The 12667-nt window shown below is 70.7% G+C and carries 10 protein-coding genes; 4 read left to right on the forward strand and 6 right to left on the reverse strand.

All coding sequences use genetic code 11. From position 1 onward, the window contains the following. Positions 1-420: 420 nt before the first annotated feature. Entirely contained in the window at positions 421-1149 is a 729-nt protein-coding gene (locus tag DA075_RS18790) for a TetR/AcrR family transcriptional regulator (protein ID WP_164712395.1), read from the reverse strand. A 92-nt stretch (positions 1150-1241) separates the two neighbouring features. Further along, positions 1242-2501, reverse strand: coding sequence for a four-carbon acid sugar kinase family protein (locus tag DA075_RS18795; RefSeq protein WP_099956667.1), 1260 nt, complete (start codon positions 2499-2501; stop codon positions 1242-1244). Between the two features lie 122 nt (positions 2502-2623). On the opposite strand from DA075_RS18795, the gene DA075_RS18800 reads away from it, so the two are divergent. Then, positions 2624-3271 carry a class II aldolase/adducin family protein gene (locus tag DA075_RS18800; protein ID WP_244936201.1) on the forward strand — a complete coding sequence of 216 codons (648 nt, stop codon included), beginning with the start codon at positions 2624-2626 and terminating at the stop codon, positions 3269-3271. A 98-nt stretch (positions 3272-3369) separates the two neighbouring features. On the opposite strand, the gene DA075_RS18805 is transcribed toward DA075_RS18800, so the two are convergent. The 4 genes from DA075_RS18805 to DA075_RS18820 form a co-directional block, all read right to left on the reverse strand. Then, positions 3370-4413, reverse strand: coding sequence for an extracellular solute-binding protein (locus DA075_RS18805; RefSeq protein WP_244936203.1), 1044 nt, complete (start codon positions 4411-4413; stop codon positions 3370-3372). Positions 4414-4456: 43 nt separating this feature from the next. Next, entirely contained in the window at positions 4457-5251 is a 795-nt protein-coding gene (locus DA075_RS18810; protein ID WP_244936205.1) for an ABC transporter permease, read from the reverse strand. Then, entirely contained in the window at positions 5248-6078 is an 831-nt protein-coding gene (locus tag DA075_RS18815; RefSeq protein WP_244936620.1) for an ABC transporter permease, read from the reverse strand. Before DA075_RS18815 ends, DA075_RS18810 begins: the two co-directional genes overlap by 4 nt. Positions 6079-6179: 101 nt before the next feature. After that, entirely contained in the window at positions 6180-7259 is a 1080-nt protein-coding gene (locus DA075_RS18820) for an ABC transporter ATP-binding protein (protein WP_244936207.1), read from the reverse strand. A gap of 575 nt (positions 7260-7834) precedes the next feature. Between DA075_RS18820 and DA075_RS18825 the strand changes: the two genes are divergently transcribed. The 3 genes from DA075_RS18825 to DA075_RS18835 are packed head-to-tail and all read left to right on the forward strand — an operon-like array spanning position 7835 to position 12608. After that, positions 7835-9082, forward strand: a complete 1248-nt coding sequence (locus tag DA075_RS18825; protein ID WP_099954505.1) for an aminotransferase class III-fold pyridoxal phosphate-dependent enzyme — start codon at positions 7835-7837, stop codon at positions 9080-9082. 39 nt (positions 9083-9121) lie between these two features. Then, complete coding sequence (locus tag DA075_RS18830) at positions 9122-10795, forward strand: N,N-dimethylformamidase beta subunit family domain-containing protein (RefSeq protein WP_099954506.1); 1674 nt, start codon at positions 9122-9124, stop codon at positions 10793-10795. Between the two features lie 4 nt (positions 10796-10799). After that, positions 10800-12608: a flavin-containing monooxygenase gene (locus tag DA075_RS18835; protein WP_244936209.1), complete on the forward strand. Its 1809-nt coding sequence runs from the start codon at positions 10800-10802 to the stop codon at positions 12606-12608. Positions 12609-12667: the final 59 nt, after the last annotated feature.

The following is a 12667-nucleotide window of genomic DNA, read 5'->3' on the forward strand; positions in this document are numbered from 1 at the left end:
CGGGGAGGGGGCCTATGGTGCGACCTGGGAGGTCGGCCCATGCCTCGCTCCTCGTCCAGAGCGATCGGGGATTACACCGCAGCAGACCCGCAAACCCCATACCGACTCAGCCCAAACCGAAAACGCCCCAGAGGATATCACTCAACCATCGTTCACCGGCGCTTCCGTTCGACGGAAATTGCCAGCGGCGTTCACGTCGGCTTGGCCACTCGGCGGCCGGCGGCGCTCTTGGGCCCTCGGACAGCATTCTAGCGCGCTCTTATCGCAGCCAAAAAAGCTCTTCCCGATCAGCGGGGTAAGGGGCTTTCCGCTCAGATCGCGCACTCCAGATCAAGGCGATGACGCTCGGGATAGTGCAACCCCTGCAGCCGCGTGGCGACGGGGCCAGACCCCGGCGCCGTTCGGCCGGGATGCCTCTCGTCATGTGGATGTCGGCGTCGCTCGGGTGTTCGAAGCCGTCAGCTCCGTCGCGCCGCCTTGCGATCCCGTGATGGAGAGGGAGACCTCCGATGGTGAGACCGCGATGCGGGCGAGCATCGCGGGCTCGAGCGGCCGTCGCGGCAGAAACTCGGGCAGGAACCGTCGCAGATAGGCGATGGTCGCCGCCGTCGCCTCCTGGCGATAGTGCTCCGTGATGCATCCATGCCGGCCATAGGAGAGCGCCCAGATGCCATCCATCGCCGCGGCGGCGATCTCCAGAGAGGTCACGAAGCCGGGGATCGGCGGAATCTGGAAGTAGGCCTCGAACATCCGGGCGCGGCTCAGCGCGATCCTGGCATTGCCGGTGAGGTCGGCGTTGCGCACCGCCACGCTGACACCGGCGCCGAGGAACAGCCGCAGGGCGGCCGGCCGGCCGTTCTGGAACTCCGCCGCACGCCGGTGCTTGCGGTCGAGCAGCTCCTGCCAGGTGTGCGGCTCGGGATCGGTCAGCACTTCGATCGAGCGCCGGTAGATCTCCTCGTTGAAGCGGAGCGCCAGCGCCTCGAAGGCCGCGTTGCGGTTAGGGAAGAAGTGGTAGACCGAGGGCAGCGGAACGCCCGACGCGGCGGCGATGTCGGCTAGGCTGATATCCGCGGCACTACGCTCGGCGAGCAGGCCCTCGGTCGCATCCAGGATGAGGGCGGCGCGCGCCTGGCCGCGCCGGCGCATCGGCCGAGTAGCATGTCCGACCGTCGGTTCCTGTTCCATCGCGGGCTGGACCGCACCCTTGCGCCGGGACGCCCCGGCTGGCCCGGATTGGGTCATCGATCCCGCATCGACGCAAGGGCATCCTCGAAGATCGTGTCGGCGCCGAGCTTTCCGGGCTTCAGGAACAGCGACAAGCAGACCGGAGCCCCCCGGACCTGCGCCTCGGCGACGCAGAAGCCGCTGCCGAGCGGACCTTCCGGCAGCGCCCGCAGTCGGGTGATCCCGAGGGTGGCCGCGACGGCGCCCGAGGTCTCGCCGCCCGACACCACGAGGCGGCGCACGCCGCGGGCGACGAGGCCGGCGGCGACCGCGCCGAGGATCCGCTCGGCCCGCCGCGCCGCGCCCATCGCGCCGTGCCGGCCATGTGCCCGCGCCACCGCCTCGGCCTCGCCCTGCGTCGCGACGGCCAATGGCCGCTCGCCGATCCGCCTGGTCGCCCAGTCCAGAGCCTCGGCGACCAGAGCCGCCTCAGGCCGGTCGTCGGCGATGTCGAGCGTCAGGACGGCGCCGATCTCCGCGAAGGCGCCGACCTGCGACCGCGCCACCGGCCCGACGCTGCCGACCAGCACCGCGCCGGGCCCGTCGATGGGGCGCAGGCGCGCCGTCACCGACCGGGTCCCCCGCAGAAGCGCCAGGGCGACGATGTGGGGATCGCTGCCGATCGTGGCGCGGTCGTCGCGGGCGAGCTGCGCGCCCGTCGCGGCGTCGGCATCGTCGCTGCAATCCATCAGCACCATCGCCGCCCCGTCCGCGGCGAGGTCGCGCAGCTCCTTGCGCGCGGCGTCCAGTCCGGCCGCGAGCCAGCGATGCGGCAGCGACGCGACCCGAGCCCGCGTCTGCCGACCGAGGCTGCGCACGAGGTCGGGATCGCTCATGGGCGTCACCGGGTCGAAGCGCTTGATCGATTCCGAGACCAGTCGGCCGCGGTAGAACAGGTAGCCCTGATGCACCGTGGTGCCGAAGCGCGGCAGCCCGGCGCTCATCAGCAGCGGGACTTGCCCGTAGCGGGCGGCGAGCAGGTCGGCGACCGGGCCGATATTGCCGTCATCCGTCGAATCGAAGGTGGCGCAGGCCTTGTATGCGATCTGGGCGCAGCCCGCCGCGTCGAGCCGGTCGGCGAGCCGCGCCACCTCGGCGACCGCCTCCGCCGCCGGGGCGAGGCGGGCCCGGGTCGCGTAGACGACCACCCCGGAGCCGGCCGTCTCCGGGGTGGTGCCGTCCAGCACCACCGGGGCGGCGATCCCGGCCGCCTCGATGGTGCCGGCGACCATCACCGCACCGGTGAGGTCGTCCGCAATGATTCCGAGTTGCATGGCAGATTCCATGTTTCTTTCGGTGAATATGTATAATGAAACTTCAAAAAATCTGTTGCATACATGGGAATATTATTGCGGCATGGCAGGATCTCATTCCATCGGCGGGTGGAGATTGCTGCGTGGACGAATTCAGGAAGCGGGAGGCTGTCGTGGAGGCCGTGCGCGCGCTCGACGCGCAGGGGCTGAACCACGGCAGTTCCGGCAATGTCAGCATCCGGCACGGCGACGGCCTCCTGGTCACCCCGACGGGTGCGCGGGCGGCCACCCTCGCGCCCGCCGGGCTCGTCGACCTCGCCCTCGACGGGACGGTACGGGGCGATGGCATCCCGTCGAGCGAGTGGCGATTCCACACCGAGCTGATGCGGGCGCGATCCGAGATCGGCGCGGTGATCCACACCCACGCCGATGCCTGCGTGGCCCTGTCCTGCCTGAGGCGGCCGATCCCGGCCTTCCACTACATGGTCGCGAGCTTCGGCGGCATGAGCGTGCCTTGCGCCCGCTACGCGCCGTTCGGCTCCGACGCCCTGGCCGAGGCAGCCGTGGCGGCGATGGCTGGCCACCGCGCCTGCCTGCTCGCCAATCACGGCATGATCGCCGTCGGGCGCGACATCGCCCAGGCGCTCGACCTCGCGGTCAAGCTCGAGACCCTCGCCCGCCAGTATATCCTCGCCCGCCAGGCCGGCGAGCCGGTGCTGCTCTCGGACGACGAGATGCGGGAAGTGCATCGCCGTTACGGCCATTACGGGTCCTCCGCGATGCCCCGCTGACGGGGCTGCCGCGATGCCCCGCTGACGGGGCTGCCGCGATGCCCCGCTGACGGGGCTGCCGCGATGCCCCGCTGACGGGGCATCGCCGCGAGCGCCGCCTACTTCGTCAGCCAGGCCGTCCAGCGGGCGCGTAGGGCGTCGCGGTTGTCGCCGATCCACTTGAAGTCAGGGTCGACGAGGCCGGCATAGTTCGCCGGCTCGGTCGCGAACAGCTTCTGCTCGTCCGCAGGCAGGCCGGCGAGCCCCTTCGACGACGAAGTGGCGTAGCCGACCGCGCGCATGAAGGCGGGGTGGCTCTCGGAGACCTGGTAGAAGTAGTCGATGAACCGCAGCGCGCCCTTGGGGTTCGGGGCGCCCTTGAGGATGGCGAAGTAGCCGGTGTCGCGCAACGCCCCGTCCCAGGCCATGGCGAAGGGCGCACCGTCCTTGATCGTGGCGAGCGACCGCCCGGAATAGGACATGGTCATCACCACCTCGCCGTCGCGCATGATCTGCTGGACCTGGTTGCCGGTCTTCCACCATACGGCGACGTAGGGCCGGATCTGGTCGAGCTTCGCGTAGGCGCGGTCGAGGTCGAGCGGGAACAGCTTGTCCTTCGGCACGCCGTCGGCGAGCAGGGCCACCGCGGGCACCCACCAGTCGCGGTCGCCCGTATCGGGCAGGCCGCGAGGCCCGGGGAAATCCTTGACGTTCCAGAAATCGGCCCAGCTCTTCGGCGCCCGCCCGCCGAAGGCGGTCTTGTTGTAGGTCAGCACCATGCCGCCGGTGGTGCGCGCCACGCCCTTCGGCTGGCAGGCGCCCGGCAACCCGTATTCCTTCACGTGGGCGAGCTCGCCGCAGGGGATGTCCATCAGCATGTCGGCGCGGCTGACGAGGTCGGGCCCGGTCGCCGTGACGATGTCAAACTCGACGCGCTTCGTGCGCACCATACCCTCGGCACGGGCCCACTGGTCCGGCACCTCGATGTCGAAGGGCACGATCTCGGTGCCGGTCGCCTTGGCAAAGGGCCGGTAGACCAGCTTCTCAAGGGTGTTGCGCATCAGCCCGCCGGTGGTGGCAATCACCACCTCGTCGGCGGCAGCCGGCAGCGCCGTGGCCAGGGCGGCGGCGAGCGTGGCGACGACGATCCGTTTCAGCGTCACGAGTGACCTCCCGTCGGTGCCGGGCGAGGGGCCCGGATCCCTCTCATTCTCCCGCCGGCGCCGCGTTCTTCCGGCTCAGCCGGCGCAGCAGCGCGGCGCTGATCAGGACGGCGACCGACAGTCCGGTCAGCAGCACGGCGATCGCCGGGATGACCGGCGTCAGGTTCTGCTCGATGTCGTCGAACATCATCCGCGGCAGGGTCTTGTCGCGGATGCCGGCGAGGAAGAAGGCCACGACCGGCTCGTCGAACGAGATGATGAAGGCGAACAGCGCCCCCGACACCACGTTGGGCAGGATCAGCGGCAGCGTCACCGACCGGAAGGAGGTGAAGCGCGAGGCGCCGCAGATCATCGCCGCGTCCTCGAGCGCCGGGTCGACGCTCGCCAGCGCCGCCGTCACGGTGAGCACCACGAACGGCATCGCGATGACCGCATGCGCCAGCACGTAGCCGAGGCGGGTGCCGCCGAGCCCGGTCCGCTGGAAGAACAGGTAGAGCGCCACCGCCAGCGCGATGTGCGGCACGACAATCGGGCCAACGAGCAGCGCCCGGAACACCGTGCCGATCGCGCCCGCGCCGCGCAGCAGCGCGTAGGCCGCCATGGTGCCGACGAGCGTGGCGAGGAAGGCGGTCGCGGCGGCGATCTCCAGGCTGAACCGCAGGGCCCCCATCCAGCGCCGGTCGTCGAAGAACTCGTGGAACCACTGCGTGGTGAAGCCCTTCGGCGGGAAGGCGAGGTAGGTGGTCTCGCTGAAGGCCATCGGCAGGACGATCAGGATCGGCAGCAGCACGAAGGCGAGGATCGCGGCGACCGCCGCGTCGAGGAGGCGCGGCCTCACGCCCGGGCTCCCATCAGGCGGTCGAACCGGAACAGCCGACCGAAGGCGAGGGTAATGCCGGTGACGAACAGGGTCAGGACGCCGACGAGGGCCGAGGCGAACGGCCAGTCGAGGGTCTCGCGGATCTGCTGCGAGATCAGCGTCGCAATCATCATCTCCTGCGGTGACCCAAGGAGCGAGGGCGTGATGAAGTAGCCGAGCGCCGACAGGAAGACGAGGATGAACCCGCCGGTCACGCCGGGCAGCGCCAGCGGCAGCGTCACCTCGCGGAAGGCCCGGGCCGGTCCCGCGCCGCAGATCGCGGCGGCCCGGGTGAGGTCGGTCGGGATGTTGCGAAGCGCGCCGTAGATCGGCAGCACCATGAACGGCATCAGCACGTGGGTCATCGCCACCACTACGGCTCCTTGCGTGTAGAGCAGCTTGACCGGCGCGTCGGTGACGCCGGACCCGGTGAGGAGGCCGTTCACCAGCCCGTTGCGCTGGAGCAGCACCGCCCAGGCGGCGGTGCGCACCAGCACCGAGGACCAGAACGGCAGCAGGATGCAGGCGGTGATCAGCGCGAGCTTCGGCCCCTTGGACCGGGCCATCAGGGCGGCGACCGGGAAGGCCAGGACCAGGGACAGCAGGCTGACGAGGAGCGCGATGCGCAACGTCCGCAGCAGCACCGTGGCGTAGACCGGGTTCTGGAACACCCGGGCGTAGTTGGCCAGCCCCGGCTGCGGCTCGGTGACCGAGATCGCGATCAGGCTCATCAGCGGGTAGAGGAAGGCGAAGAACAGCAGCGAGAAGAACGGCAGCATCAGGCCGACGATCGCCGCTTTCGACATCCGCCGCCCGCGGGCCCGGAAGAAGCCGGTGGTGACGGCATCGGTCGTCGCGTGGCCTGCCGGAACGGAACCGTTTCGGGCGGCGGTGGTTCGGGCGGCGGTCATGGCGCCTCCGCCGGATAGAGCAGGGCCGCACCCGGCGGGACGACGAGCCCGACGCGGTCGCCGGGGACGAGCGGCGGCAAAGCGGCGCTCGGCGCGCGCGCCCGGACCTGCGCGCCGTCGTCGAGCGTCGCGATCACGAGGGTGCCGGCCCCGCCATAGACCACGTCGGTGACGATGGCCGGCAGGGCGTCCGGCCGGTCGGAGGTGGCGACGGCGATCCGCTCCGGCCGCACCGCGAGGATCGCCGGCCCGGGCGGCACGGGCGAGACCGCCGCCTCCGCGTCGAGGGCCAGCGCCCGGCCGGCGATGCGTGCCGCGCGCCCGTCCCAGGCCGTGGGGATCCGGTTCATGTCGCCGATGAAGCCGGCCGCGAACAGGTTGGCTGGCCGCTCGTAGAGCGTGCGGGCCGGCGCGATCTGCTGCACGCGCCCGGCCCGCAGGATCGCGACCCGGTCGGCCATCGTCAGCGCCTCGCCCTGGTCGTGGGTGACGAACACGATGGTGATGCCGAGCTCGGCATGCAGCCGCTTGATCTCGATCTGCATCTCCTCGCGCAAGTTCTTGTCGAGGGCCGAGAGCGGTTCGTCCATCAGGAGCACGCGGGGCCGGTAGACGATGGCGCGGGCGAGCGCGACGCGCTGCTGCTGGCCGCCCGAGAGCTGGCGCGGCATCCGCGCCCCGAACCCTGAGAGCCGCACCACCTCCAAAGCTGCCTCGGCCCGGGCCCGCCGCTCGGCCCGTCCGATGCCGCGCATCTTGAGCGGGAAGGCGACGTTATCGGCGACGCTCAGGTGCGGGAACAGCGTGTAGTGCTGGAACACCATGCCGATGTTGCGCCTGTGCGGCGGCAGCCGCGTGCAGTCCTCGCCCCCAATCAGGATCCGCCCGGCATCCGGTAGGTCGAACCCGGCGAGGCTCATCAGCACGGTCGACTTGCCCGAGCCGGAGGGGCCGAGAAGCGCGATGAACTCGCCCGCGGCAATCTCGATCGAGACGTCGTCGACGGCGACGACCGATCCGAAGCGGCGGGTCAGGCCGCGGACGCTGATCGCCGCGCCCGTCGTCGCTGCGGTCACGCCAAGCCCTCCCGCGCTGGCTCCGATGGCGAGCATGCCGTTTCCTCTCGGCTGAGGTGATGGGGCATTGAAGCCGAGTTTAGCCGAATTTCAAAGCACGATTTTTGAGGCAATGCGCCCGTACGACGGGCAGCGCCGCGCAAGATCAATCCGAGCGTGCGATCGACATGGAGACGACGCTTCCAACTCTCCGCCTCAGTCCGGGGCCGCGAAGCGGAGCGCCGAATCCAGAAACCCAGGTGGAGCTGAACGACGCGGAATATCCTTCGTATGATCCTCCGCCATCAGCGGTTCTGGATTCCAGGCTGCGTCGCGCAGCTCCGGGACGACAGGGAGGATCTAAGCTCCTTGAGAGCAGGCTAGATGGCCGATTCAGTGCGCGGACTGTCGAATTCTCGTCGGGCCGTCCCCACCGGCCCACCGCCGTGCCGATCCTCGCGGCTCCGGCAATAGCCGAATTTTATATGGCTTTCTCCGCCTGTTTCGCTTGACATCCCCGGGCTTCGGCCGATGCTTGGAACCTCCGATGGCGGCCGTGGAATGTCGGCGACGCCGAGCGCGAAGGATCCTGTCCGATGCCGAGCGTCGTCGAGGCCCCCGAGGCGATGGGCGATGCAGGCCTGCGGGCCCGCGCCGCCCGGGTGATCCCGGGCGGGATGTGGGGCCACCAGCGCGCGGCAGCGGTGCCGCGGGGCTACCCGCAATTCTTCGTCGGCGGAGAAGGCGCCACCGTCGAGGACGCGGACGGGCGCCGCTTCATCGACTTCATGTGCGCCTGGGGCCCGATCATCCTCGGCCACCGCCATCCGGCGGTGTCGGAGGCGGTCCGGCGCGAGCTGGAGCGCGGCGATTGCCTCGACGGTCCAACGCCCCATGCGGTGGAGCTGGCCGAGACCCTGGTGGCGACCATCCCGCACGCCGACTGGGCGATGTTCCAGAAGAACGGCTCGGACGCGATGACGACCTGCGTGACGCTGGCCCGCGCCGGGACCGGACGCCGCAAGGTGCTGGTCGCCCGCGGTGCCTATCACGGCGCGGTGCCGTGGTGCTCGCCCTCGCTCGTCGGCGTCACCGCGGAGGATCGCGTCCACCTCATCCACTACCGGTACAACGACGTCGCGAGCCTGGAGGAGGCGGTGGCGCGGGCGGGCGACGACCTCGCGGCGATCCTGGTCTCGGCCTTCCGGCACGATATCGGCCAGGCGCAGGAGTTGCCGACCCGGGCCTTCGCGGCGGCGGCGCGGGCGGCCTGCGACCGGGGCGGGGCGGCGCTCGTCGTCGACGATGTGCGGGCGGGGTTCCGGCTCGACCTCGGCGGCAGCTGGGAGCGGGTCGGCGTCAGGCCCGACCTCGCGGGCTATTCCAAGGCGATCGCCAACGGCCAGCCGCTCGCCGCCGTCACCGGCACCGAGCGGTTCCGAGAGGCCGCCTCCACGGTCTTCGTCACCGGCTCGTTCTGGTATGCCGGCGCGCCGATGGCGGCGGCGATCGCGACGCTCAAGGAGCTGACGCGCGTCGACGCCCCCCGGGTGCTGGAGGCCGCCGGCCTGCGCTTCCGCGACGGGCTCCTGGAGCAGGCTGCGCGCCACGGGTTCCTGCTCGACGTCACCGGCCCGCCGGCGATGCCCGTGGTGCTGTTTCGCGACGATCCCGAGGCGGCGCTCGGCGAGGCCTTCTGCCTGGCGGCCTTGCAGCGCGGCGTCTACCTCCACCACCGCCACAACCTGTTCCTGTCCCTCGCCCACACGCCGGCGGTGATCGACCGAGCGCTCGAGGCGACGGAGGGCGCCTTTGCGGCTCTCGCCCGGTCGCGGACCGCCTGAGCCGACGACGACGCGACCCCCCGAACCGGAGCCCAGGAAATGACAAAGCCCCCCTTCGCCCATCCGGAGAACGGGTCCCACGCGGTCAAGCCCTGGGCGGTGCGCAAAGGCTATGCCGACGAGCATTTCTTGTCGGATTACCGTTTCCAGTTCCCGCGCGAGGATCCGGACCTCGCCGAGGTCTTCGTCTGCACCGACCGGATGTCGTTCGATCCGGGCGAGACGGTGGAGTTCTACGGCTCGACCACCGCGGAGACCTGGTCGATTCAGATCTACCGCGACGGCTTCGAGCCCGAGATGGTGCACGAGGCCTTCGACCTGCCCGGCACCTTCACCAAGACCTCCGAGACCGCCTACCGGGACGGCTGCGACTGGCCGGTGGTCCATGCCTGGACGATCCCCGACGGCACCCGGTCCGGCCTCTACCGCGTGGTCTCGACCTGCCGGCGCCGGGACGGGGAGCGCTTCGTCCAGCACCATTTCGTGGTCGTGCGACCGACGAAGCAGACGCGCTCGGGCCGCATCCTCCTGATGCTCGCGACCGGCACCTGGACCGCCTACAACGACTGGGGCGGCGCCAACCATTACTTCGGCACCTGGGGCCCGAATCGGAACGAGGGCTCGCCGATCCTGAGCCTGAAGCGGCCCTGGACCCGCGGCATGCTCTGGCTGCCCAAGGGCGCGGCCCGCATTACCGTCTCGCCGCTGCCGGATATGAACGACGTCACCCGCTATCCCTCGAAGGAGTGGGGCTATTCCGGCGGCTGGGGCCAGTACTACGCCGCCGCCGGCTGGGCCCAGTTCGACCGCCACTTCGCCGTCTGGGCCGAGAGCGAGGGCTACGCCTTCGACATCGTTACCCAGACCGACCTGCATCTCCGACCCGAGATCCTCGACGACTATTCCTGCCTCGTGACCTGCGGCCACGACGAGTACTGGTCGTGGGAGATGCGCCGGAGCGTGGAGGATTTCGTCGAGCGGGGAGGGGGCTTTGCCCGGTTCGGCGGCAACTTCCTGTGGCAGATCCGGCTCGAGGAGGAGGGTGCCCGGCAGGTCTGCTGGAAGTTCAAAGCGCCGACCATGGACCCGGTGCGCGACGATCCGGCGAGGAAGCACCTCCTGACGGCGTCGTGGGAGAGCGGCGGCGTCGCCTGGCCCGGCGCCTCGACGGTCGGCGTCAATGGCTGCCATGGGATGTATGGCAGCTGGGGCGGGTTCGCGCCCCGCGGCTCGCGCGGCTTCACGGTCTACCGCCCGGAGCACTGGGCCTTCGCCGGGACCGACCTGCGCTACGCCGACGTATTCGGGGCCGAAGCTGGCATCTTCGGCTACGAGGTCGATGGGCTCGACTACACCTTCCGCCAGGGCCTGCCCTATCCGGTGCCGGCGCCGGGCGTGCCCGATAACATCGAGATCCTGGCAATGAGCCCGGCGGTGTTGTTCGAGTACGAGCATGAGGGCGAGGGCACGCGCTACTACGTGCGCGACGGCGACCTCAACGGTCTCGCCGAACTCGCGGCCGACGAGTATCCAGTCGCGCGGCGCAAGTTCCAGTACGGGTCGGGCATGCTGGTCGGCATGCCGCGCGGCAAGGGCGAGGTGCTGACCGCCGGCTCCTGCGAGTGGATCATGGGCCTTACCCGTCACGACCCTTTCACCCAGCGCGTCACCCGCAACGCCCTCGACCGGTTCTCTGGCAAGGCGGAGGCTTGAGCCGATGGCGCAGGACGCTCCGATGCAGGACGACACCGACCCAGACGCCCTCGCGCAAGCCTGGCTCGACCGTTTCGCGCAGGCCCTGTCTTCGGGCGACGCTCCCGCTGTTGAGGCCCTGTTCGCCCCCGAATGCTGGTGGCGCGACTTCGTCGCCTTCACCTGGACCATCGCCACGGCCGAGGACCGGCCGGCGATCCGCGCCCGGGCAGCGGTGACCGCGTCCGCGACGCGAGCCTCCGGCTTCACCCTCGACCGCCCGGCGGTCGCGAAAGGCGGGACGGTGGAGGCGTGGTTCCGCTTCGAGACCGCCCTCGGCCGCGGCATCGGCCAGGTCCGGCTGGTCGGCGAGCTCGCCCGCACGCTGTTGACCACCCTGCGCGAGCTGAAGGGCTTCGAGGAGAGGAGCGGGCCGACCCGGGAGGCCGGCACGGAGCACGGCGCGATTCGCAACCGCCACACCTGGGCCGACAGGCGCGCCGACGACGCGCGCCTCGGCCTCGATCGCCAGCCCTATTGCCTGATCGTCGGCGGCGGCCAGGGCGGGCTCGGGCTCGCCGCCCGGCTCAAGCGCCTCGGCGTGCCGACGCTCGTGATCGACAGCCTGCCACGGCCGGGCGATGCCTGGCGGCGGCGCTACCGCTCGCTCTGCCTGCACGATCCAGTCTGGTACGACCACATGCCGTACCTACCCTTCCCCGAGCACTGGCCGGTCTACACGCCCAAGGACAAGATGGGCGACTGGCTCGAGGCCTATGCGTCGATCATGGAGATCGATGGCTGGTACGGCGCCGCCTGCCGCTCCGCCGCCTACGACGAGAGGCGCGGCGAATGGACGGTCGCGGTCGAGCGGGCGGGCGAGACCCTGGAACTGCGCCCGACCCATCTCGTCCTCGCCACCGGACTGTCGGGGGTGCCGAACGAGCCGGACTATCCGGGAGCGGAGCGCTTCCGCGGCATCCACCACCATTCGAGCCGCCACCCGGGCGGCGCGGCCTTCGCGGGCCAGCGATGCGTCGTGGTGGGGGCGAACAACTCCGCCCACGACATCGCCGCCGACCTGTGGGAGCACGGCGCTGCGGTCACGATGGTGCAGCGCTCGCCTACGCTGGTCGTCCGCGCCGAGAGCCTTCAGCGCCACGGCCGCCCGCTCTATTCCGAGGCGGCGGTCGCCGCCGGGATCGACGCCGACCGGGCGGACCTCATCGCCGCCTCCACCCCCTACGCGCTGCTGCCCGGCCTGTTGAGGCCCGTGATGCGGCGCATCCGCGAGGAGGATGCCGCATTCTACGCCGCCCTTGAGAAGGCCGGCTTCCTCCTGACCTTCGGCGAGGACGAGACCGGCATCGGGCTGATGTATCCCCGTCGAGCGTCGGGCTACTACATCGATGTCGGAGCCTCTGGCCTCATTGCCTCGGGCGAGATCGGGCTGGCGAGCGGCCGGGGCGTGAGCCACCTGACCGAGGACGCCGTGGTGCTCGACGACGGCACGGTGCTGCCCGCCGACCTCGTCGTCTCCGCCACGGGCTACGGCCCGATGACCGACTGGGCGGCGCGGCTGATCTCGCCCGAGGTCGCCGGCCGGGTCGGCCCGTGCTGGGGCCTCGGTTCGGGAACGGCCCGCGATCCCGGCCCCTGGCACGGCGAGTTGCACAACATGTGGACGCCGACCGCGCAGCCCGGGCTCTGGTTCCACGGCGGCAACCTGCAGCAGTCGCGCCATTTCTCGCGTTACCTCGCGCTGCAACTGAAGGCCCGCTACGAGGGCCTGCCGATCGCGGTCCACGGCGCGCGCCTTCCGGCCTCGCAGTAATCCGCGAGAGGTGCGGGCCGACGGCGAGGCCGGTGACCGTCGGTGTCGCTCGCGCGCTC

Source organism: Methylobacterium currus, from assembly GCF_003058325.1.
GTDB classification, from domain to species: Bacteria; Pseudomonadota; Alphaproteobacteria; order Rhizobiales; family Beijerinckiaceae; genus Methylobacterium; species Methylobacterium currus.

Excerpts from the sequence above, each read along its gene's own strand:
- DA075_RS18790 (WP_164712395.1), bottom strand. The coding sequence starts at position 1,149 with ATGCGCCGGCGCGGCCAGGCGCGCGCCGCCCTCATCCTGGATGCGACC.
- DA075_RS18795 (WP_099956667.1), bottom strand. The coding sequence starts at position 2,501 with ATGCAACTCGGAATCATTGCGGACGACCTCACCGGTGCGGTGATGGTC.
- DA075_RS18815 (WP_244936620.1), bottom strand. The coding sequence starts at position 6,078 with ATGTCGAAAGCGGCGATCGTCGGCCTGATGCTGCCGTTCTTCTCGCTG.
- DA075_RS18825 (WP_099954505.1), top strand. The coding sequence starts at position 7,835 with ATGCCGAGCGTCGTCGAGGCCCCCGAGGCGATGGGCGATGCAGGCCTG.
- DA075_RS18830 (WP_099954506.1), top strand. The coding sequence starts at position 9,122 with ATGACAAAGCCCCCCTTCGCCCATCCGGAGAACGGGTCCCACGCGGTC.
- DA075_RS18835 (WP_244936209.1), top strand. The coding sequence starts at position 10,800 with ATGGCGCAGGACGCTCCGATGCAGGACGACACCGACCCAGACGCCCTC.